Consider the following 22,233-nt stretch of genomic DNA (forward strand, 5'->3'; position numbering starts at 1 on the left):
TCTCTACAAGCTGCCGCGTGGCGTGGTCTTCGCCTCGGCGGTGCGCGTTCCGCCGCCGATAATCACCTCGCGGCCGGGCTCGAGGCCCGATACGATCTCGGTTGCGGCTCCTTCGGTTGCGCCGATGCGGACCGTGACCCCTTGCGGCTTGCCGTCCGGCCCGACCACGAAGACACGCCCAGGCTGCGCGGCCCGATTGCGTTCGACGAGGGCGGCATTCGGCTCGCCGGAAAGATTGCTTCCTTGTGACTGCGAAACCTGTGCGCCCGAAACGTCGCTGGTCGTCGGGGGGCGCCAGCGCAAGGCGGCACTCGGGACCTGCACGGCCCCGTCGCGCCGGTCGGTTTCGATCCGCAGCGTGGCGGTCATTCCCGGCAGCAGCTCGAGACGCGGATTCTCGATCGAGACGATTGCCGTGTAGATCACCACGTTCTGTATAGTCTGCGACCCCAACCGCACCTGCTTGACGGTTCCCTCGAAGGTTCGCCCGGGAAAGGCGCCCACCGTGAACGTCGCGCGCTGGCCCGGCTTGATACGGCCGACGTCGGCCTCGTCTATATTGGCGGATATCTCCATTTGGCGAAGATCGTCCGCTACCAGGAACAAGGTCGGCGACTGCAGCGCGGCCGCGACCGTCTGACCAAGCTCGACCTGACGCTGAACCACGACGCCGGAAACCGGCGAGCGGATGTCCGTGTTTCGGAGATCGACCTCGATCTGTCTGACCGTGGCCTCGCGTGCGGCGACCTGCGCGGCCGCGGCTGCAAGCTGCGCCTCTGCCACGCGCTGATCGGCCTCGAGGCCAACGAGCTCCGCCTTGGCGGATTTGAGCTGCGCTTTCACCGAGTCGAGGCTCGCACGCTGGGCATCGCGTGTCGTCCGGGCCGCATCGTGCGTCGCCTCGGCGGAGACGCCGCGCGCCCGCAGCTCGCTCTGGCGCTGGTAAGTGCGCTCGGCGTCGGCGAGCAGTGCCCCGTTGCGGGCGATCTGCGCTTCGATCTCTGCCTCGGCAGCTCGGGCCTTTTCCGTGTCCGCGCGCACGCGCTCGATCTGCGCTTTCTGCACCAGCTTCTTGGCGCGGGCCTGCTCGCGATCGGCGCGCGCCGCATCGAGCTTGGCGAGGATCTGGTCCGAATTGAGCCGCGCCACCACTTGCCCTGCCTTCACATTGGAATTGTAGTCGGCAAGGAGCTCGACGACCTGGCCCGAGAGCTGGGAGCCGACGATAACTGTCGTGGTCGGATTGATGGTGCCGCTCGAGCTCACCGTAGCAACGATTTCGCCTTCGTTTGCCTTGGCGAGTCGGTAGGACGGCTGGGCCGGCGCACCGCTCCAGTGCGGAAAGAAATGGAATGTGCCCGCGGTGGCAGCGGCGATGGCAAGCAGAGTGATCAGCAGGCGGCGCATCTGTGACGATACCCCTCCATTTCTCCAGTTGAGTGCCGCGTGACGCGTGATGGGGCGCGCTTTGCGACGGCGGCAGAGGCCGGCCGGCGGCGGACGGCCTCTGCGTCTTGCTGCAAGCAATCAGAGCGGTACGTAATACAGAGGCACTGCCCTCCAGCTAAACCAGTGCGCCGACGCGCTATCGATGGCGGACACGGTCGCCAGAGCCAGGACGGCCACGGCGAGTGCAATGCGGAACTTATCCGGCATGATGCTCTCCTGTTTTCGCTCATGTGAGCGACGTTAGGTTGCTGTCATCGGAGCGGCGTGATTGTCGCTCCTGTCTGCCGGTACGAATTCAAGGTACGGTTCGGATGCAGGCCTCGCGCATTCGTGAGCTGGTTGCGGGGCAGAGCATGATCCGGAAAATGGAAACCGATTTTCCCTTAGCTAACAAACGCGAAGCGTTTGCGCGGAGATCATGCTCGAACAATGCGATGAGATCATGATGCGATTCCATGTAATCGCATCATGATCTACGCAAGATCGCCTCGCCGCGGTAGCCACGCGCACTACTGCTGCTATTTTTGGAACGGCGTCGCGACGGCTTCGTCCGGCCGCAAGCTTGGCGATGGTCGCGCCTGGCGAAACCTGCAGAGGCCGCCCGGCGGCGGGCGGCCTCTGCGTCTCGCTGCAAGCGCTCAGTACGGTATGCCATACAGAGGCACTGCGAACCAGCTCCAGTTTATGCCCGCCGACGCGCTATCGACGGCCGATACGGTCGCCAGCGCCAAGGTGGTCACGGCGAGTGCAATGCGGAACTTATCCGACATGATGCTCTCCTGTTTTCGCTCATGCGAGCGACGTAGGTTGCTGTCATCGGAGCGGCGTGATTGTCGCTCCTGTCTGCCGGTACGAATTCCGCGTACGGTTCGGATGCGGGCCTCGCGCATTTGTGAGCTAGTTGCGGGCTGCTAGGGTCTGTTGAGATTCACCTGGAATGGATGACGGCGGTGGCGAGGTAGATCATCGCTTCGAAGCCCTTCGCCACTCAGCCGCAGGGCACCGGCTGCGGCCTGCGCTTCGCCGCCGACGGCGTTGGCGGTCGCCTGGTGACGGTGATCTGCGCCGCACCTTTTCGCGCTCGGTGTTCTCTTGTATCGCGCGCTTCAAGGCATCATGACGTGACGTTCGCGCATGTCCAGATGCCGACCGGTTGCTCGAGACCACGAATAATCTGCGCGGGCCGCTCGACAAGCGACGCGAAGTCGGCGCTCGAATGGTTCGATTCCGAGCGGGCCTGCCGCACCAGCGCGTCGCTGACGACGATGGCGCATCCGAATTCGCGGGTCAGCGCCTCCAGCCGGCTCGCTGCATTCACGGTGGTGCCGATCACAGCGAATTCAAGCCGATTGAGGCCGATATCTCCCAGCACGACCTGACCATAGTGCAATCCGACACTGACCTGGATCGGCGGCTCGTTGCGGCCCTGCCGTTCTCTGTTCAGCTCGGCAATCGAGGCGATCATACCCCTCGCGCAACGCAAGGCGTTCAGCGCGTCGGAATCGCTGGCGAATGGCGTGCCAAACGTCGCCATCAGGCCGTCGCCGAGGTACTTGTCGAGCGTTCCGCCGTGCTGGAACACTTCTCTTTCCATTCGCTCATGGAATTGCCGCAGCGTGTCGATGACCTCTTTCGGGTCTCGTCCATCGGAATAGGCAGTGAATCCCACGATATCGGCAAACAATACCGCGACGTCTTGTGTGCGAACCCGCGTGAGCGGCTCGTCGTTGCCGGAGAGTTCATTGACGACATTGGGTGAAAAATAGCGCGCCAGGTTGGCGCGCTCGCGTTCGATCCCGGCATGGCTGATCAGGAGCGCATTCGAACGGCGCACCGCTAGCGCCAGGATCGCGGCCACGATGATGAACACCGTCACTTCCTGGAAACGGGCGCCGAAGCCGATCGACGAAGGATCGATGATCTCGAACATGCGGATATCTGCGCCAACAGCTTCCCTGACGCGCTGCGACAGCGCGGCATGGGTTTCGGGCTGCAGATAGGCCCAACCGACGGCAATGGCCCACAGGGCAGCGGTCCATCCGCCCATCGCGACAACCGTTCGCCACGAATAGGCGAGGGTGGCCGTGGCAAGGAAAATGAAGAAATAGATGAAACTGTCAAACCGGAATTGCATTCCGATTGGCCAGTGCTCGGTGCTCCAGGGATTGGGCACGACGCTGAGGAAGGTCAGCAACGCAAGATCGCAAATAATCAGGAAAACCTCGAGATGCGAACGGCCGACCTTGCCGACTTTGAGCTGGGCCCAGCCGATCAGGGCAAAGAAGCCCAGCATCAGGACGTAGTAGATCACGTCCCAATTCGGGTTGATGATCGGCAGGGTAACGGCAGTGATGGCCAGCGCGACCCAGCGTGCCCGGACGGCGAGCAGCAGGCCTTCACGCTTGCTCTCGACAAGGGCGGCTTCCGCAAATTTCAGGGTGTCTTGTCGGGCTTCGGTTCGTCCGGTTCGCTGGTCGCCGACATCGGCGAGATCAGCCGTTTCCGTCATCACACTCAAGACACGTTCTCCCATGTCGAGAATCAGATCGTGCAAGGAGCACACTAATCACCGACCAAATTGGCACGCCTGAAAGCCAACGGCTACATGGATGCGGAGCGCATTGCTCCGATGGGGATTGTAGCAGAAAGAAGCTGGCCGGAAGCGCGTTTCTGCGCTTCGGAACCAGACGGCGACGCGCGATACGTGCTCTGCACGGCGTCGCCCTTCTGAATTTGCGATTGTTATTTCACTGAAACGAACGGCACGGACGATCCCGGCACCATCGTCGTCGGCAGCACGCCGTTCCAGCGTTCGGCCTGCACCAGCGTGACCAGGTTTGGATTGGTGCCGAGCGCCTTGGCGCGGGCTTCGATGGCAGCAGCTTCGGCCTCGCCGGTGATCCTGATATTGGTGGCGCGGGCTTCGCCGTTCAGCCGCAGCGCGTCGGCCGCGGCCTGCGCCTCGGCGCGGACGGCGTTGGCCTTGGCGGTCGCCTGGGTGACGGTAATCTGCGCCTGCACCTTTTCGCGCTCGGCATTCTGTTGCAGCTTCTGCACCTCGACCTCGGCCAGCATGCGCTGCTCGATCGAATGCAGATAGTTGGCGCTGAACTCGATGTTTTCGAGCTGGACGCTTTCGATCGTGATCATCGGATCGTCCTTCAGCGAAGCGGTGATGGCGTCCTTGATCGCGGAGTTCAGCGGCCCGCGCTCCTGGATCGCTTTCACGGCGGTGTAGCGGCCGAACACGATTTTGACCTGCTGATTGACGGCCGGGCTGACCACTTGTTTGACTGCGGTGTCGAGCCCGCCAAACTTGGCGTAGAGATCGGCCACCTTGTCAGGTGAGGCTCGCAAGGTGACGCTGATCTTGAGGTCGGCCGGCTGCTGGTCGTAGGAATACGAATTCATCTTGTCCCAGGTATAGGTGAAGGTCTTGACGCTGACCTTTTCAACGCTGTCGATCAGCGGAACCTTGAAGCCAAGGCCCGGCTGCGCGGTGCCGATGACCGCGCCATAGCGCAGCTTCACGCCGCGCTCGGTTTGATCGACGGTGTACCAGCTTCCTGCGGCGATGATGACGACGATAATGACGGCGACGATGGCGCCGATGATTCCCCTAGGCATTTCAGTCTCTCCAGACGTGGGTGATGCGATTCCATGCCCGGCACTGATCTGTGGTTACTTGCCGAATGGATGTGACACGCGTCACTTGGTCGGCCGCTGATGGGGAATGGTTCAGGCGGTGCGGCCGAATGCTTACGAAAATGCCGTCCACAGCAGGGTGAGACCGGCGGCCAGCATGATGCCGTCCATCAACAGCCGAAAGACGTCGGGCTGAAGACGCAGCACGAAGCCTTTGGCGATGAAGGCACCGAACATGAGGGAAGAACCCGCAATCAGGCCCTTCAGCGCGATATCCGCCGTCAGCGCGCCGAAGCGCTCGAAGGTGACCGACTTGCTCAGATAGAGCCCGAGCGAGCTTGCGGCCTCGGTGGCGAGGAAGGCACCCTTGGTAAGTCCGTAAAACAGAAACAGCGGCACGCTGAGCGGTCCGGTCGAAACTACGATGCCGGTGAGAAAGCCGATAACGGCGCCGCCGACCGCCAGATGCCAGAGGCGTGCCTTTAGCTGATGACGGGCCAGCCAGTGCCGAACCGGCACCATCGCGATGAGAAACAGGCCGATCGCGATGTCGACGGCATGCGAGGGCAGGGCGAGCAATGTCCGCGCGCCGAGGGCTGCGGCCGGAATACCCGTAACCGAATAGGCGATGCAGGCGCGCCAGTCGACCTCGCGCCACCAGGCGAGAATGCGCGAGAAGTTCGCCATCACGGCGGCGACCGCCATGATCGGCACGGCTTCCTTCGGCCCGTATTGATAGACCAATACGGGCATCAGCATGATCGACGATCCCGTGCCGACGATGCCCGAGATGGTGCCGGCGACGAGGCCGACAATGAGGACGAAGAGGAAACTCAAGCTGCAGCCTTTCGCGATTCCCTGATGCCGACATCATGGTGCCGGCAGCCTCGGGTTACGAGGCCTAAATATCACTCGGAAGGGAGCCGATCGTGCCGAGGGGAAGCTGCTATGCGATGACAGCAGAGCCGCCAGCTCACTCACGCTAGGCGACGTAAAGCTCGATCGGGGCGTCAAATCCTTTGAGCTGGAATGGCTTTGATTGGCTGTCTTTCATATCCGGCTGGACGCGCTCGAAGACGGCCTTCGTCACGAGTATCTGGTCGGCTTCGGCGACCGACTGGGCCCGGGAGGCGGTGTTGACGACGGTGCCGATCGCCGTCAGGTCGCGATGCGAGTGACCGAACTCGCCAAAGCTGAGTTCGCCGGAATGGATGCCGATGCCGATCCCCAGTTCGTCCGCGGTGAGGCCATGCGCTTCGACAAGAGTTTCACGCCGCTCGCGCCAGTTCGTCTGAATTTGCCGCGCCGACAGCACGGCGTTTTTGGCATGCTCCTCCCGCTGCAGGGGAAAGTTGAAGACGGCCATGACGGCGTCGCCGATCGTCTTGTTGAGGAGCCCGTCATGCTCCCAGATCGCGTTGGCGCATTCATCGTAGAATGCATCGAGCAGACTTGACACAGCATCCGGCGATTGCGACTGCGACAGGCTAGTGTAGCCGCGCAGGTCGGCAAACATGATGGTCGCGTCGATGGTGATCTTGCGGGCCCGCATCACCTTCGTGAACATAAGCTCGCAGATGGTGCAGGTATTGGGATTCATCCGGCTCGGACGAATGCCGAACGCGCGAAATGGCGCGGAGATCACGCCGCGAAGCGGCACCGGAACATGCATCTGCTCCCAGCAGCCCTTGCAGATTCTTGCCTGTTGCAGAGCCGCCATTTTTCATCCGTACATTGCGTTCGGCTGGCCGGTCGATCCTACAGTTGACCGCAGGTGGGGGCAAGGACGCCGCAGCGCACACCTGCCGGCTGGCGGCGAGAGGCAAAGCTGCTAGGATCGCGTCAAAACAAGCAGAACGGAGGATCGCCATGGACGCTGCGACGCCGGCAAATGCGCAGACTGCAGACACGCATTCCCATCTGGTTCGACCCGACAGCATGGAATGGCAGAAGACCCGCTTTCCCGGCTGCGAGGCCAAGACGCTGCTGTTCGATCGCAAGACCGGCTTGATGACCGCGCTGATGCGGTTCGCGCCCGGCGCGGTGCTCCCCGACCACGAACACGTCAACATCGAGCAGACCTACGTGCTCGAAGGCTCGCTCGTCGACAAGGAAGGTCCGGCGCAGGGCATCGAATGCAAGGCCGGCGAGTTCATCTGGCGCGAAGAGGGCAGTCGCCACGTCGCGTGGTGTCCACAAGGCGGACTGATGCTCGCAATCTTCCAGGTGCCGAACAAGTTCTTCGAGGCCGATGGTCGTGTGATCGACGCAGCGGGCGAGGATTGGGACGAGGCTTGGGGCCACACCCGGAAGAGCTGAACAGTCGCCATCCAGCCGCGCAGGAAATTCGGCCGGTGGGGCTTGCGAGGAGCTACTTCAACACGATCCACGCCGGTGCATGGTCGCTGGCGCCTTCTTCCCCGCGGATCTGTCGATCGACGCCGGCCTTGATCAGGCGCGGCGCTATCAACGGGCTCAGCAGCAGATGATCGAGCCGCAATCCGGCATCGCGTGGCCAGCGGTTGCGCTTGTAGTCCCAGAACGTGAACATCGGTTTAGACGGATGAAGCGTCCGGATCGCATCGGTCCAGCCTTGATCCACCAGCGCCTTGAACGCGGCGCGGCTCTTCGGCTGGATCAGCGCGTCCTTGTCCCAGGACTTCGTCGGATAGATATCGAACTCGGTCGGCGCGACGTTGTAATCGCCGGCTAGCACCACGGGGATGTCCTGCTTGAGCAGCTTGCCGGCGTGGGACCGCAGTCGCTTGAACCAGTCGAGCTTGTAATCGAATTTCGGTCCCGGCTGTGGATTGCCGTTCGGGAGATAGATGCTGGTGACGAGAATGCCGCCAATTGCGGCTTCGATATAGCGGGCCTCGACACCCCCATCGCCGGGGAGCGCGGTCCGGGTCAATACCGGCTCGGCATTCCGCGCCAGGATGGCGACGCCGTTCCAAGTTTTTTGTCCGCGCCACACCGCGCCGTAGCCGGCTTTCTCGATTGCCAGAATCGGGAACTCGGCGTCGGTCGATTTCAATTCCTGCAAGGCAACGACGTCGGGCTTCGCCGCGCGCAGCCAGCGCAACAGGCTCGGCAGGCGGCGGTTGACATTATTAATGTTGAAGGTCGCGATCTTCATGTAGAGCTGGCTGGCATCACTGTGCTTCGCCCGACACCTGGAGAATCCATGTCGAAACTACGCTTCGCCTTTCTCGTGCTCGCCATCGGATACTCCGGATCCGCAGTCGCTCAAGCCACCGACCAGCGCGGCGCCTGCAAGGCCGACTATGACAAATATTGCGCCGGCACGCTGCCCGGCGGCGGCCGTGTCGTCGCATGTCTGAACAAGCAACATCACCAACTCAGCGACGCCTGCAAGCAAGTGTTGGCCAGCCGGAAGAAATAGTAGGACCGGTCCAGCGTCGGATTTCGCCGTTATTGCTGTGATGGAGGCGGAGCAGGGGGGTCTGCAGTGGCATTGCCACCCTTGTAAACCCGCGCATAGCGCTTGCCGAGGCTGGTCAGCACTTCGTAGCCGATGGTGCCGAAATGATGGGCAAGTTCATCGGCCGTGATGCCTTCGCCGATCAGCGTCACCCAATGGCCGCGCCGCACTGCATTCTTGTCGAGATCAGTCACGTCGACCGCTGTCAGGTCCATCGAAATCCGTCCCGCGATCGGGCAGCGCTTGCCGGCGACCATCACCTCGGCACCTCGGGTGCCGTCATTGGCGCTGGCCGCGCGGAAATACCCGTCGGCATAGCCCGCGGAAACGACCGCTATTCTGGTTGGACGCCGCGCCGTCCAGGTGCCGCCATAGCCGACGGTATCGCCGCGCTCGACGTTGCGGATCTGCACGATGCGCGCCTTCAGCTCGACGACCGGCTGCATCGGGTTGTCGGATTCGGGCGTCGGGTTGACGCCATAGAGGGCGCAGCCCGGCCGTACCAGATCGAACTGGAACTGGGCGCCCAGGAAGATGCCGGACGAATTTGCCAGCGAGGCCGGGACGCCGGAGAACAGGCTCGCGATCTCGCGGAAGGCCGCGAGCTGCCTGGCGTTGGCGGGATTGTTGAGCATTTCCGCGGAGGCGAGATGGCTCATCACGAGCGTGATGCCGTGATCACCGGCATTGATGCGTGGGATGATGCCCTGCGCCTCGGTAACGGTGAGGCCGAGCCGGTTCATGCCAGTGTCGATGTGAATGGCGGCTCCGCCGGACCAGCCGGAACGGCGACAGAACACGTCCCATTCGGCGAGTTCGTTGAGGTCGCCGATGACGGGCTTGCAGTCAAACTTGGCGTAGGCGTCGCCGGTGTTCTGGAAGAAGCCGCCAAGCACGTAGATCGCGGCCGCAGGCGCCGCGGCGCGAACCACGCGAGCCTCGTCGAGGGTGGCGACGAAGAACGTCTTGCAGCCGGCGCCCGCAAGGGCACGCGCGACCTGTTCGGCGCCGCAGCCATAGCCGTCAGCCTTGACCACGGCCGCACATTCGGCCGGCACCGCGGTCTTCTCGAGCTTGCGCCAGTTGGCGATAATGGCGTCGAGATCGACCGTCAGCACGCCGGTTGCGGTCGCGAGCGCGGCAGCCTTGTTCGCCTCGGGCGAGAGCAGGGTGCCTTGCGGGATGGACTTGGGATCAGGGGCCACGTTCATGCCACAGTTCTACGCGGCGGAACGCTGCGGTTCAACCGTGGCCGCGCCTCAATAACCGCCGGTCGGCAGGTTGCCGTCCTGCGCCAGATCGCTGAACCGGGTGAACTGGCCTTCGAACTGCACTTCCACCGTTCCAGTGGGGCCGTGGCGCTGCTTGCCGATGATGATTTCGGCCTTGCCGTGCACCAGAGACATATCGAGCTGCCATTTTTCGTATTCGGGGGTGCCGATCCGCGGCTCCTTGTTGGCAAGGTAGTACTCCTCGCGATACACGAAGATCACGACGTCGGCGTCCTGCTCGATCGAACCGGATTCACGCAAGTCGGCCAGTTGCGGGCGCTTGTCGTCGCGGTTTTCCACCTGACGCGAGAGCTGCGACAAGGCGATGATCGGAACGTTAAGTTCCTTGGCGAGCGCCTTGAGGCCCGTGGTGATTTCAGTCACTTCCTGCACGCGATTGTCCGAGCGCTTGCCCGAGCCCTGCAGCAACTGGATGTAATCGATCACGATCAGGTCGAGGCCCCTCTGCCGCTTCAGCCGGCGCGCACGCGCCGTGAGTTGCGAGATCGACAGGCCGCCGGTTTCGTCGACATAGAGCGGCAGCGACTGCAGTTCGATCGAATGATCGCGGATCTTCTCGAAGTCGGCCTCGGTGATGCCGCCGCGTCGGATCATGCTGGAGGCAATGCTGGTCTGTTCGGCCAGAATACGGGTGGCGAGCTGTTCGCCGGACATTTCGCAGGAGAAGAAGCCGACGATGCCGCCATTGACGGTCTTCATCGTGCCATCGGCCTGCACCTCGGCGCGGTGCGCTTTGGCGATGTTGTAGGCGATGTTGGTGGCGAGCGACGTCTTGCCCATGCCGGGGCGGCCGGCGACGATGATCAAGTCGGACGCCTGCAGCCCGCCCATCTTGCTGTCGAGGTCGCGCAAGCCGGTCGCGATGCCCGACAGACTTCCGTCACGCTGGAAGGCTTTGGCCGCCATGTCGACGGCGGTCGTCAGCGCCTGCGAAAAGCGCTGGAAGCCGCCGTCATAACGGCCGGATTCGGCGAGCTCATAGAGCTGGCGCTCGGCGTCCTCGATTTGCGCGCGCGGGGCAAAATCCACCGGCGCATCGAAGGCGACGTTGACCATGTCCTCGCCGATCCGGATCAGGTCGCGGCGCAGCGACATGTCGTAGACCGTGCGGCCATAGTCCTGCGCGTTGATGATCGTGGTGGCCTCGGCCGCGAGGCGCGCGAGGTACTGACCAACCGTCATGCCGCCGATATCGGTATCGGCCGGCAGGAAGGTCTTCAACGTCACGGGCGTTGCGACCTTGCCCATCCGGATCAGGCTGCCGGCGGTCTCGAAAATGGTCTGGTGGATCGGCTCGAAGAAGTGCTTCGGTTCCAGGAAGTCGGAAACCCGGTAGAACGCGTCATTGTTGACCAGAATGGCGCCCAGCAAACTCTGTTCCGCCTCGATATTGTGCGGCGCGCTCCGGTAGGCCGGAGCTCCCGCGTCCGGGGCGAGCTTGAGGACATTCGAATCAGTCAGAGCCATAGTTTGTAATGTTCTTTAGGTTTTGGTTTTTGTCAGATCGCTTGCGGAAGCGGGGCAGCGATAAAGCGCCACGTGCAGGCGATCCGAAAGTCCGAGTAGGCCTTATGCCCGATTCACACAATGCCATGTGTGAATCCTGAGCTGGCCCCTTGACGGATTTGGACCAAAAAGCAGCCCGCCGTCCGGCGGTACCGGAGTGGCTTTTGTGAAAAAGCCAGACAAGAACTTAGGGGAATCTGAACCTTGCCGCGACTTGGGCCGACATATCCGAAGGAAGAAGGCGTTTCGAGCCGTGATCTTAAGCGTTGATCAAACCAGCATCAGATAGACGAACGCGAACAGGGCGGCAGCTACGCCGATTGCGATCAAGGCGTAGTCGATCCTGATGTCGGAATCGAACGGGGCTGGGTAGGTCTGCCGCTTCATGGCGGAGATGTACGACGGACCGCCGAGCGGCTCTGTGAAGTAGATCACATCGGATGTGATTTTCTTCGCTCAGGATGGATTGGTTACCAAATCGGGAACGGGCCGGCGATTTTCGAGTTGCCAGTTGCACCGACCAAAAGGAACAGGCGATGGGTCAGCAACTCCAGGGATGGCGATCGGCAAGCGCCCAGCGTTTGTGGCTGTCGATGCTGATCGACGCCATGGAGGAGATTTCGCGCCCCGAACGGCGTGACGAGCCCTGTGATGCCCAGGTGCTTGCCGCGTTGCGAGCCCAACTCGCCCACCCGGCATTGGCCAACCTGCCTTACGCCTCGGCCTATAGCCTGAGAAACTGACTCCGCCGCCTTTGCGGCCTATTCGCCGGCCAACTGCAGCCGCGGCTGCTTTCCAATTTCGATTCCGCGCAGCCTTGCTTCTTCCCGGGCGATGTAATCGCGCGTCATCGGCACAATTCCTTGCCGCCTGGTGAGCTGGATCTGGAAATTCATCAGATTCTGCTTCCGGAACGACATTTCCGACGCCGCCAGATAAAATTCCCACATCCGGGCGAAACGCTCATCATAGAGACGCACCGCCTCTTCGCGCCGCGCCATGAAGCGCTCCCGCCAGGCCTTCAGCGTTTCCGCATAGTGCAGCCGCAGGATTTCGATGTCGCAGACCAGAAGGCCGGCTTTCTCGATCGCGGGGATGACCTCTGACAGGGCCGGGATATAGCCGCCCGGGAAGATGTATTTCGTGATCCATGGGCTCGTCACATCGGGTCCCGTGGAGCGGCCGATCGAGTGCAGCACCATGATGCCGTCATCGCTCAGAAGTTCGGCGCAGCGCCGGAAGTAGGTTTCATAGAAGTCGATGCCGACATGCTCGAACATCCCGACGGACACGATTCGGTCGAACGGGCCGGCAATATCGCGGTAGTCGCTCAGCAGGAATTTTGCCGACCCCGTCAGGCTCTTCTCGGTGGCTCGGGCATTCGAAGCCTGCAATTGTTCCGACGACAGCGTGATTCCGGTGACATGGGCGTCCGTCATTTCGGCCAGGTAGAGGGCAAGGCCACCCCAGCCCGAGCCGATGTCGAGCACGCGGTCGCCCGGCCTAACGAGAAGCTTGGCAGCAAGGTGACGCTTTTTGGCAAGCTGGGCGTCGTCGAGCGTCATGTCCGGCGCTTCGAAATACGCGCAGCTATATTGCCGGTCGGCGTCGAGGAAGAGGGAATAGAGCCGACTGTCCAGATCATAGTGGTGGGCTACATTGTTTTTCGCCCGGCCCCGCCAATTGAACTGTCTCGCGTGCCTGCTGAAGTAGCGCAGCCACCATTGCAGCTTGGCCCAGCGCGGCAGCATTTCGGGCTGGCCAAGGAGGATTTCCAGCGTGTCGGCGATCGAGCCGTCCTCGACCACGAACGAGCCGTCCATGTAGGCTTCGCCAAGCGCCAGTTCGGGATTGAGGAGAATCCGAAGTTGCGTCCGCTCACTCAGGAACCGCACTGACACCGGGCGGCCGGTTCCATCTCCGCAGGTAAATCTCGCCCCGCTCGCGGATGTGAAATTCATCGTGCCGCGGCGAATGAATTGACCAAGAAAATAACGCAACAAACGATCCATCGACGCACCAATGGAACGACCAGCCCGTTACACCAATGCACTTGGGAACAGAGAGTTCCATATGCACGGGAACATCGTAAGTATGATGATGCCGCAGCGCTACTGCGTTGGCGTCAAAGCGGATATTCTTAAATGTCACAGTCACGCAGATGCGTAGTAAGCCCGCTTCCATTCGCGTCATAATCGGCTAAAAGGTGACCCGCCGCTGGCCCGTGTTGTGCGACCGGCAGCGATTCCACGTCTGGAGATACAGGGAATGTTGAGCCGAGCGCTCAGTTTAGCGACGGTGACGCTCCTGATCGGCTGCCTCACAGCAGGTGCGGTGCGGGCGCAAAACCTCGATGCCGGCAAGAGCCCCTCACAGATATTCTCCGGTACTTGCAGCGCCTGCCACAAGAGCCCGCGCGGCCTGTTGAAGAACGTGTCGGCTTCGTCCTTGCCGGGCTTTTTGCGTCAGCACTATACGACCGGTACCGACATGGCCTCGGTGCTTTCGTCCTATCTGATATCCAATGGGGCCGCAGATCCCAGGTATCAGGCTAAGGATCAGCCTAAGCAGAAAGACGCCAAGCAGGACGGAAGGTCGGATCAGCCCGACCGATTCGGCCGCCGGCAGCCGTCCTCCGCACCGGCCCAGGAGACTTCCCGGCCGGGTGCCGACGAAGCGCCGCCGCAAGGCGAGGGCGCCCGTCGAGGCCGAGACGGGAGGCGGCTTGCACGACCGCACGCGGCGCCCGAGGCTGCTAAGCCCGCAGATGATGGGCAGGCCGCTACCGACAGCAAATCGGGCGTCAGGCAGAAGCAGGGCAGGCGTGGCAAGCCCGCGCCCGCTGCCGAAGAACCGCAGAAACCCGAGCAGGCCGCCCGCGGAGAGGCCGCAAAGGAAGATGCGTCTCGGGATGCCGCCAAATCCGAAACTGCGAAGCCCGGAACTGCCGAGCAACCTGATTCTGCCAAGCCTGATTCTGCCAAGACCGATTCTGGCGGGCCGGATCCTGCCAAGCCTGATACCGACAGGACCGACTCCGCCAAAGGTGAGGCCGACAAGCCGGCCACCACGGAAGCCGCGAAGCCGGCCGGCGAGTCAGAAAAGCCGGCCAGCGAGGGCGGGTCCGAGACCCCCAAGGTCAGTGCTCCCAAGGACAGCGCCGATAGCGAGCCGACCGCACCCCGGCCCGACCCGGTGACGCCTGTCCCGCCAGCTCCGCCCGCCGCGACTGCCCCTGAGCCAGCCGCGAGCCCCCAGGCGGCGGCACCCGCGACGTCTCCGCCGGTGACAGCTACTGCGGCTCCCGCAGTAACGCCGCCGGCCGGGTCCGTCGGTCCCCCCGCGCCACCCATCTCACGATAGGATGCAGATTTCCAAATGCTTGGCCGGTGACGCGCTTGATCGTTTCTAGAGCTTCACTCTAGAGTAACGATCTAATGGACCGAAAGGCGGCGCAGGTGGCTACGGCACGGGACGATCTGCTGGCGGCGGGGTTGGCGGTGTTCGACCGCGACGGTTTCGAGGGCGCCACGGTGGCCGCCATTAGAACTCGCGCGCGAGCGTCCAACGGCAGCTTCTTCCATTTCTTCGGATCGAAGAAGGAACTGGCCGGCACGCTGTTCCTGGAAATCCTCGCCCGTTATCACGCTGCCATCGTAGCGGCGGTCGATGAATCCTGCGGCGCGCGGGAAGGCGTGGCGCGGTTGATTCGCGCGCATCTGGACTGGGTCATCAATTCCCGGCGCGAGGCGCGCTATCTCTTCGAGATTTCCCGCAGTGAATGGACCGAGGAGATCCGCGGCGCGCAGCGCGCGCAAAATTCGCGGCTTGCGGAAGCCGTCGAACGATGGCGCGCGCCGCTGGTTGAGCGCGGCGAATTGCTGCCGAGGACTTCGTCGGTTTTCTTCAGCCAGATCATCGGACCGGCGCAGATTTTTTGCCGCGCATGGCTGTCGGGCCGCGACCGCACCGATCCGCGAGAACAGGCCGAAATCCTGATCGCCTGTGCCATCCGCGCAGTGGTCGCGCCCGATGTAACCGTTAAAGCGGGAGAAGCCGTATGAGTGCGAATGACGATCCCGACTTCGCGCCGATCGCGACCCGTATCCGCGACAATGTCGGCCGCCAAGGCTTCATGACCCATATCGGCGCGGAACTATCCGAGCTGACCCGCGGCACATGTACGCTTGCGGTCGACCGCCGGCCGGAACTGTTGCAGCAACACGGCTTGTTTCACGGCGGCGTCACGGCCTTTCTCGTCGACAACGCCACCACGATCGCGGCCGCGACATCGCGCGGGCAACCGGCGCTGACGGCGGAATACAAATTGAATCTGCTGTCGCCGGCGATCGGTGAGCGATTGATCTGCCGGGCGCGCGTGATCAAGCCCGGACGTCAGGTCGCCGTGGTTGCGGCCGACGTGTTTTGCGTAACCGATGGCGTCGAGAAGCATACCGCAACTGCGCTGGCCTCGATCGCAATGCTTGACCACAAGACGGCCGCTAGAATCCCAAGCCCGGCCTGATTGGGGCCGGGCTTGAAGGTCGTCAAAGCGTTTGGAGCGAAGCGCCTTACTTCTCGGTCGCAGCCGGCGCCGGCGTGACTTCCTCGTGCTGGGCGTCCGGATCGAAGAACTCGCCGGCGGCGGCGATTGCCTCGGCGGCGGCGTCCTGGTCTTCCTGACGGGTCGAGATGTCCTCGCCGCGGTTGATGCGCTCGGCTTCATCGGCGCTGCGCGCGACGGTGACGCTGACGCTGACTTCGACTTCCGGATGCACGGCGATGTTGATCTCGTGCTTGCCGATGGTCTTGATCGGCGCGTCGAGCAGGACCTGGCTGCGGTTGATGGTGACGCCGTCGGCCTCGAAGGAGGCGATGATGTCGCGAATGCTGACCGATCCGAACAACTGGCCGGATTCCGACGCCTGGCGCAGCACGATCACGTTGCGACCGCTGATCTTCTCCGCGACCTTGGTCGCTTCGCCCTTGGCCTTGAGGTTGTTGGCCTCGAGTTCGGCCTTCATGCCGTCGAACTTGGCACGATTGTCGGCGGTGGCGCGCAACGCCTTGCCGCGCTTGAGCAGAAAGTTGCGGGCAAATCCGTCCTTGACGCGGACGACTTCGCCCATCTGACCGAGCTTGACGACGCGTTCCAGCAAGATGACTTCCATTTTCGTTCTCCTATTATGTGTTCGGTATGACGTTAGTGGATGATTGGATTTCAGGCTGCGGGTAAAGGCGGCGGCTTTCCGCGCAGATAGCGTTGGCGCAATCCGAAAATTGCGTCCGTAAGGCCGAGGGCGATCATCAGAACGAGCGTCCATGGCAACAGCACCAGGATCCCGTAAGTGCAACTCAGCAAAAACGCGCGGCTCTTCAACGCCAGCGTTAGCGTGTGAACGGCGGCAAGGCCGACGAGCGCGTAAGCCATGAAGAGCGCGGCTGTCATGATCTGCGCCGCTATCGAAAACGCTCCGCCAGCGAAACAAAATGCCAATGTCCCGCAGAGTGCTACGAGTGTCATCGGCGGCAACGCGGTGCTCTTCAAGTCTGGCCAGGGGCGACGCAGCCGGCCCGACATCGCTGAAATCTTCGCGGCAAGCCAGAGGTTGAGCGTAAGCGTTGCCACGACGAGCATTGCCGACAAGCCGCGAAAGATCGTTACAAGCGCGCCAGCCAACCGCTCGATGTCATCAGACGATAGCCCTTCACGGTCAGAAAGAACCTTCGTCAGCCCGCTTCGCAGGGCCGCAGCGATGGCATCGGCATCCTTGCCGAAGACCAGCCACGACGCGAGGGAAGACAAGATGGCAAAGCCGGCGATCCAAAGCAGGATCCGTCCGGTCGGATACCACTCGAGATTCTCTGCCGTGGGGTGCGTGCCGTTGTCCGTTTCGACAGCAGCCGTTGACCGTCCCAGCAACGCGAGATGGCCAAGCCACCAGGCCGGCAGCGCCACCGCAACCGCAAAAGCGAGGCAGAAGCGCAGACCGAAAATTGCACCGAAGCCGGAAGCCGCCGCGATGCCGCCGATGGTTGCGCTGAGCGGTCCCCAACTGAGCGCCGTCACCATCAGCGGTAGCGGCGCCAGCAGAGACAGCAGCAACGAGACCGGCGCGCCCGAGACGACCGAGACGAACATCAGCGCCGACGCGCAGCCGGCCGCAAGACCAATGAGGATAATCGCGATCATAAGCTGTCCCGCCCCTTTCGAGCGGTTAGATAGAGGTCAGCAAAAATGCCGCCTTTACCAACTAGTTAGAGATCCGAGGGCTTACCGGTACCGTGGTACCGAGCGCGGTTGGGCCCTCAAACGTTCACGGCCCCACCGGGGGCCGTGACTGGCGGCCTTTTAGATCAGGAGCCTCACCCGATCAAGGGTGTTTGGCGGAAGCTGCCCAGCAGGAGTTCCCGGCGTTCCATGCCGTAGGGCGTGATGTGACGCCCCGCCCGGCTTAGGCGTAGATACGCAAAACACCGAAAGCCACGGTGCCAGCGAGGAGGGCGGCAGCGATAAGCGTCAACGCGGCGAACTGTGTGCGGGTCACGTGCTGGTTTCCGGCGCTATCGTTGGTCGTGTCGTCCGTACCTTCTGTACCAACAGGCCGATGGCGAGCAGGCCCAAGCCGATGACATCGGTGATGGCATTGGGGTCGATCAGCAGCATTGCGGCCACAAAGAACAGCGCCCGCTCGAACCACGTAGCAACACGCAGGAAGTAGCCTTCAAGACTGGCTGCAAGCGCAATCACTCCGATCGTGCCGGTCAGCACCGCGCGAAGGATGTCGGGCCATGGGCCCTCGAACAGCAGCGCAGGGTTGTAGACAAAGAAGAACGGCACGATGAAGCCGGCGGCGGCAAACTTCATCGCCTGCAGGCCTGAGGCCCACAGGCCGGCCCCGCCGATTGACGCCGCAGCATACACGGCCAGCGCCACGGGTGGCGTCACTGCCGACAGGCAGGAGAAGTAGAATGCGAACATGTGCGCCGCCATGGGCTCCACACCGAGCTTCATGATCGCGGGCACGAGCAGAGCTGCCTGCATGATGTATGCGGGGGTGGTCGGCATACCCATGCCGAGAATGACGCCGGCGACCATCGTGATGAGCAGTGCGGGCAGCAATGAGCCATAGGTGAAGTCGATGAGAAAGGCCGTGAACCGCAGCGCCAGCCCGGTTTGCAGTACGATTCCGATCACGATACCGGCGGACGCACAGGCCATCGCCACCGGCACGGTTTGCACCGCTCCGTCGCGCAAGCCCTCAAGGCACGCGCGCCAACCCAACGCCGTGGAAGGACGAAGCCAGGAGATGGCGACCAGCGCGAAAGTGGCGATGATCGCGCCATAAGTCGGCGTGAAGCCGAATAGAAGCAGCGCCAGAAGCACGATGACCGGCAGGAACAGGTGCCCCTGGCGCAGCATGATGTGACCCAGAACGGGCAGTTCTTCGCGTGGCAAGCCCTTGAGTCCCGAGCGCACGGCGTTGAAGTGGACAGCAGCGAACAGCGCCCCATAGTAGAAGAGCGCAGGTATCGCCGCCGCGATCATCACCTGCGTGTAGCTGACGCCCTGAAACTCGGCCATGACGAACGCCGCCGCGCCCATGATCGGCGGCATGATCTGCCCGCCCGTGGAGGCAACCGCCTCGATGGCGGCTGCCGCTTCCGGCTTGAAGCCAGTCTTCTTCATCATCGGAATGGTCAACCAACCGTCGACCATGACATTGGCGACCGCGGAGCCGGAGATGGTACCGAACAGGCTGGAGGAGACGATCGAAACCTTGCCGGGGCCACCGCGCGCGCCACCGGCGATCGCGTTCGCGAAGTTCATGAAGAACTGGCCTGCACCGGACTTCTCGAGAAACGTGCCGAAGATGATGAAAAGAATGACGTAGGTAGCGGCTACCGTCATCGGCACCCCGAAAATTCCCTCCGTGGTGAAATAGGTCTGGTCGATGGTGATCTCGAGACTGAGACCTCTGTGATAGAGCCAGCCGTACAGCCAGGGGCCCGCGAACCCGTAGAGCAGGAACACAATTGCCACGATCGGCAGCGACGCGCCGATTGTGCGTCGTGTCGCCTCCAGAACCAGCAGGGTGGCGGTAATTCCAACCGCCATGTCCATTCGGGTGAGGGACTCGGCGGTGGGAAAACGGTTCACGATGTAGTCGTAGTTCGCGAACATGTAGCCAATGCACGCGAGCGAAAGACCTGCCAAAGCGAGATCCTCCCACGGCACGCGACCCAGTGTTGCGTTCTTGCTGCGAGGCCACAGCAGGAACGACAGCACCAGGCTGAAGGCCAGCGTTATGTAGAGCAGGGCCTGCTGATCGGGAGCGTATACCGTCAGTCGCGCGTAAACGTGGTACACGGACATTGCGACCGCAACCACTCCGACGACCAGGCCCGCGTAGCCGGAGAGTTTGCGCACGGCACGCCCTCTACTGCTTGAGCAATCCAGCTTCGCGGTAGTATTTCTCCGCGCCGGGGTGATACGGCATGCCCAGGCTCTCAGCCATGTCGGACGCCTTCACGCCCTTCATTTCGCTGGTGACGTTACCGAACTCGTCCCGCCCTTCGACAATGGCCTTGGTGATCTTGTAGATCACCTCGGGAGACGTCTTGGAGGACGCAATGAGCACGGTGGGCGACTGGAAGGTTTGAACGGCCTCGGTCACGCCCTGGTCCTTGTAGGTGCCGGCCTTGATGGTGTAGCGCACAAAGCCCGCATTGAGTTTGCGCAGTGCGGCGAACTCCTCGTCGGTGACCGGAAGCACCCGCAGCGGCATCGCCGAGCCAAGGTCCAAGACGAAAGATGCCGGCACCACGGTGAACCATCCGGCCGCCATCGCCTGCCGGTTCTTCACTGCCTCTGCATTGGAAGACACCGGGCCGTAGCTCTTCGCGCCCAAGTCGTTCAGCGTCATGCCGTTCACCTTGAGCAGGTACTCCCAGCCGGCCGCCAGGCTGGTGTTGCCGCGTGCCGGCAGCGCCACCGGCTGTCCCTTCAGATCCTTGACGCTCTTGATGTCGCTGTTCGCGGGCACCACCAACTGCCAGACGTTGGGATAGAAATTGGCAACGAAAAGGGCCTTGTCGGTGGCCTTGCCGGCGAACTGACCTTCGCCCTTCTGCGCATCGGCCATGACGGTCGTCATCGACCAGCCGATATCGGCCTTGTCGTTGCGGATCTTCTCCATGTTGACGAGGGCGGCACCCGGCTCAACCTGCACGTTCAGCTCGGGATATCGCTTGTTCACGACCTGCGACGCTGCTGCCGCCATCGGCGTCCAACTGCCGCCGGTCGGGCCGGCGCTGAAGATGACATCGGTTTTCTGGGCATGGGCTGCGCCTGCTGCAGCGGCGGTCAGTGCTGAAATAACGGCCAGACGTACAATTCGCCGTAGACCACGGATGTGGGCGGACATCGTTTGCACTCCCTTTGGCGGTTGCGCTCGTTGGCGCCGCTTATTGGGGCTCGTGTCCGCACGTGATCGGCGGCAACTTCGACGCCCGTAGCATCCGGGAATTGGGCATCCGTCCTGCTGTCGGGCAGCGTACGTGCCCGCCGCAGCGATTGTCAACGAGGTGTGCTCCCTTCATGTGCAGGGGCCGCGGCGGTTAGGTAGCAAGGTGCGGGCGAGGATTTATCAGGGGGAGGGCGCACCAGTTACGTACTAGAACTAAAGACGTACCGGAAAGCCGTACACGATGCGAGCAGGCGGCATCGGATGCATTGAAATGAGAGAAAAAAATTGCGGGTTCGATCTGCGGCCAGAGGTTGTTTCGACCAACCATCGGCGACCGGAGCCTGAAGAATAAGACCGGCGGCGCGGACGCCGCCGGTCGAAGGCATTAGCGAATGACGTAGGGCAGCAGGCCGAGGAAACGCGAGCGCTTGATGGCGCGCGCGAGTTCACGCTGCTTCTTGGCGGAGACGGCGGTGATGCGGCTCGGCACGATCTTGCCGCGCTCGGAGACGTAACGCATCAACAGCTTGGAATCCTTGTAGTCGATCTTCGGCGCATTCGGACCCGTGAACGGGCAGGTCTTGCGGCGACGGAAAAACGGACGGCGTGCACCAGCTTCAGCCATGATTCTTACTCCTCTACCGCTGCTGCTTCGTCTTCACGCGGACGGCGCGGGCCACGGTCGCCGCGGAAGCCACCGCCTTCACGATCGCCACGGAAGCCGCCTTCGCGGTCGCCGCGGAAACCGCCGCCGCGATCGTCGCGCTCGCGGTCACGATCGGCCTTGCGCATCATCGCCGAGGGACCTTCCTCGTGCTCTTCGACGCGGACAGTGAGATAGCGGATGACGTCTTCAGAGATCCGCTCCTGCCGCTCGATCTCGGTGACCGCAGCAGACGGCGCATCGATGTTCATCAGCACGAAATGTGCTTTGCGATTCTTGGTCATGCGATAGGTGAGGGAGCGTACGCCCCAGTTCTCGGTCTTGGTGACCTTGCCGCCGAGCCCTTCGACGATGCCCGTCATCTGGGTGGTCAGCTCTTCGACCTGCTGGGTGCTCGCATCCTGGCGCGCGAGAAAAACATGCTCGTAAAGAGGCATGGGTGTCCTTTCCTAGTGTTGGCGCGGTCCCCGGCGGCAAGCCCTTCGAGGCCTTCGGAAAGGACTCGGGGATAAGCTCAGAAGGCGGAAGCACGGGACGACGGGCCGACTGGCCCTGCCACATCAATAACGCCTGCAAAGGTGAGATTGCTGAGACCGTCCGTTCAGCTCCCGGCCGGGATCCACGGATGCGCGGTTTATAAGGATTTTCAGCGTGCTGGCAAGGCTTCTTGAGCAGGCTTGAAAGCGTCCTGGGGTCAGCACGGGAGGCGGTGGGCCCAATGAATGGTTGATTTATTTGTTTGTATGCCATACAAATAACGGA

Annotated in this window: 23 protein-coding genes; 6 read left to right on the forward strand and 17 right to left on the reverse strand. The window is 62.5% G+C overall.

The window, feature by feature from the left end:
* Positions 1–3 precede the first annotated feature (3 nt).
* The 6 genes from V1290_RS34185 to V1290_RS34210 form a co-directional block, all read right to left on the reverse strand.
* Positions 4–1,407: an efflux RND transporter periplasmic adaptor subunit gene (locus V1290_RS34185; protein WP_334368434.1), complete on the reverse strand. Its 1,404-nt coding sequence runs from the start codon at positions 1,405–1,407 to the stop codon at positions 4–6.
* Positions 1,408–2,087: 680 nt separating this feature from the next.
* Entirely contained in the window at positions 2,088–2,219 is a 132-nt protein-coding gene (locus V1290_RS34190) for a hypothetical protein (protein WP_334368435.1), read from the reverse strand.
* 344 nt (positions 2,220–2,563) lie between these two features.
* On the reverse strand, positions 2,564–3,958 hold the full coding sequence (locus V1290_RS34195; RefSeq protein WP_334369262.1) for an adenylate/guanylate cyclase domain-containing protein: 1,395 nt from the start codon (positions 3,956–3,958) through the stop codon (positions 2,564–2,566).
* Between the two features lie 233 nt (positions 3,959–4,191).
* A complete protein-coding gene (locus tag V1290_RS34200; RefSeq protein ID WP_334368436.1) occupies positions 4,192–5,076 on the reverse strand; it encodes a prohibitin family protein in 885 nt (294 codons plus the stop codon).
* A gap of 132 nt (positions 5,077–5,208) precedes the next feature.
* Positions 5,209–5,931: a sulfite exporter TauE/SafE family protein gene (locus tag V1290_RS34205; protein WP_334368437.1), complete on the reverse strand. Its 723-nt coding sequence runs from the start codon at positions 5,929–5,931 to the stop codon at positions 5,209–5,211.
* Positions 5,932–6,076: 145 nt separating this feature from the next.
* Entirely contained in the window at positions 6,077–6,805 is a 729-nt protein-coding gene (locus V1290_RS34210; RefSeq protein WP_334369263.1) for an adenylate/guanylate cyclase domain-containing protein, read from the reverse strand.
* A 158-nt stretch (positions 6,806–6,963) separates the two neighbouring features.
* Between V1290_RS34210 and V1290_RS34215 the strand changes: the two genes are divergently transcribed.
* A complete protein-coding gene (locus V1290_RS34215; protein ID WP_334368438.1) occupies positions 6,964–7,413 on the forward strand; it encodes a cupin domain-containing protein in 450 nt (149 codons plus the stop codon).
* A 52-nt stretch (positions 7,414–7,465) separates the two neighbouring features.
* Here the strand turns inward: V1290_RS34215 and V1290_RS34220 are convergent, their stop codons facing one another.
* Positions 7,466–8,233: an exodeoxyribonuclease III gene (locus V1290_RS34220; protein ID WP_334368439.1), complete on the reverse strand. Its 768-nt coding sequence runs from the start codon at positions 8,231–8,233 to the stop codon at positions 7,466–7,468.
* Positions 8,234–8,281: 48 nt separating this feature from the next.
* Here V1290_RS34220 and V1290_RS34225 point away from each other — a divergent pair, with 48 nt between their 5' ends.
* Entirely contained in the window at positions 8,282–8,500 is a 219-nt protein-coding gene (locus V1290_RS34225; RefSeq protein ID WP_334368440.1) for a cysteine rich repeat-containing protein, read from the forward strand.
* Positions 8,501–8,529: 29 nt separating this feature from the next.
* Here the strand turns inward: V1290_RS34225 and alr are convergent, their stop codons facing one another.
* The 3 genes from alr to V1290_RS34240 all read right to left on the reverse strand — a co-directional run bounded on the left by alr (position 8,530) and on the right by V1290_RS34240 (position 11,772).
* Complete coding sequence (alr, locus tag V1290_RS34230; RefSeq protein WP_334368441.1) at positions 8,530–9,750, reverse strand: alanine racemase; 1,221 nt, start codon at positions 9,748–9,750, stop codon at positions 8,530–8,532.
* Between the two features lie 48 nt (positions 9,751–9,798).
* Positions 9,799–11,298: a replicative DNA helicase gene (locus V1290_RS34235; RefSeq protein WP_334368442.1), complete on the reverse strand. Its 1,500-nt coding sequence runs from the start codon at positions 11,296–11,298 to the stop codon at positions 9,799–9,801.
* 309 nt (positions 11,299–11,607) lie between these two features.
* The gene (locus V1290_RS34240) at positions 11,608–11,772 is read right to left on the reverse strand and encodes a hypothetical protein (protein WP_334368443.1); all 165 of its coding nucleotides are present in this window, start codon (positions 11,770–11,772) and stop codon (positions 11,608–11,610) included.
* 101 nt (positions 11,773–11,873) lie between these two features.
* On the opposite strand from V1290_RS34240, the gene V1290_RS34245 reads away from it, so the two are divergent.
* Complete coding sequence (locus tag V1290_RS34245) at positions 11,874–12,080, forward strand: transcriptional regulator (RefSeq protein WP_334368444.1); 207 nt, start codon at positions 11,874–11,876, stop codon at positions 12,078–12,080.
* Positions 12,081–12,098: 18 nt separating this feature from the next.
* Here the strand turns inward: V1290_RS34245 and V1290_RS34250 are convergent, their stop codons facing one another.
* A complete protein-coding gene (locus V1290_RS34250; protein WP_334368445.1) occupies positions 12,099–13,349 on the reverse strand; it encodes a cyclopropane-fatty-acyl-phospholipid synthase family protein in 1,251 nt (416 codons plus the stop codon).
* 256 nt (positions 13,350–13,605) lie between these two features.
* On the opposite strand from V1290_RS34250, the gene V1290_RS34255 reads away from it, so the two are divergent.
* The 3 genes from V1290_RS34255 to V1290_RS34265 all read left to right on the forward strand — a co-directional run bounded on the left by V1290_RS34255 (position 13,606) and on the right by V1290_RS34265 (position 15,862).
* Positions 13,606–14,700: a hypothetical protein gene (locus tag V1290_RS34255; RefSeq protein ID WP_334368446.1), complete on the forward strand. Its 1,095-nt coding sequence runs from the start codon at positions 13,606–13,608 to the stop codon at positions 14,698–14,700.
* A gap of 74 nt (positions 14,701–14,774) precedes the next feature.
* Entirely contained in the window at positions 14,775–15,401 is a 627-nt protein-coding gene (locus tag V1290_RS34260; RefSeq protein WP_334368447.1) for a TetR/AcrR family transcriptional regulator, read from the forward strand.
* Positions 15,398–15,862 (forward strand): PaaI family thioesterase, encoded by a 465-nt coding sequence (locus V1290_RS34265; protein WP_334368448.1) that lies wholly within the window; start codon positions 15,398–15,400, stop codon positions 15,860–15,862. Before V1290_RS34260 ends, V1290_RS34265 begins: the two co-directional genes overlap by 4 nt.
* A gap of 46 nt (positions 15,863–15,908) precedes the next feature.
* Here the strand turns inward: V1290_RS34265 and rplI are convergent, their stop codons facing one another.
* The 6 genes from rplI to rpsF form a co-directional block, all read right to left on the reverse strand.
* A complete protein-coding gene (rplI, locus tag V1290_RS34270) occupies positions 15,909–16,508 on the reverse strand; it encodes a 50S ribosomal protein L9 (RefSeq protein ID WP_334368449.1) in 600 nt (199 codons plus the stop codon).
* 50 nt (positions 16,509–16,558) lie between these two features.
* Positions 16,559–17,530, reverse strand: coding sequence for a hypothetical protein (locus tag V1290_RS34275; protein ID WP_334368450.1), 972 nt, complete (start codon positions 17,528–17,530; stop codon positions 16,559–16,561).
* Positions 17,531–17,881: 351 nt separating this feature from the next.
* A complete protein-coding gene (locus V1290_RS34280) occupies positions 17,882–19,768 on the reverse strand; it encodes a TRAP transporter permease (protein ID WP_334368451.1) in 1,887 nt (628 codons plus the stop codon).
* A gap of 10 nt (positions 19,769–19,778) precedes the next feature.
* Complete coding sequence (locus V1290_RS34285; protein WP_334368452.1) at positions 19,779–20,765, reverse strand: TAXI family TRAP transporter solute-binding subunit; 987 nt, start codon at positions 20,763–20,765, stop codon at positions 19,779–19,781.
* Between the two features lie 427 nt (positions 20,766–21,192).
* On the reverse strand, positions 21,193–21,432 hold the full coding sequence (gene rpsR, locus V1290_RS34290) for a 30S ribosomal protein S18 (protein ID WP_002711478.1): 240 nt from the start codon (positions 21,430–21,432) through the stop codon (positions 21,193–21,195).
* Between the two features lie 5 nt (positions 21,433–21,437).
* Positions 21,438–21,908, reverse strand: a complete 471-nt coding sequence (gene rpsF / locus V1290_RS34295) for a 30S ribosomal protein S6 (RefSeq protein WP_334368453.1) — start codon at positions 21,906–21,908, stop codon at positions 21,438–21,440.
* Between the last annotated feature and the right edge of the window lie 325 nt (positions 21,909–22,233).

It is taken from the genome of Bradyrhizobium sp. AZCC 1578 (genome assembly GCF_036924675.1).
Lineage (GTDB): Bacteria > Pseudomonadota > Alphaproteobacteria > Rhizobiales > Xanthobacteraceae > Bradyrhizobium.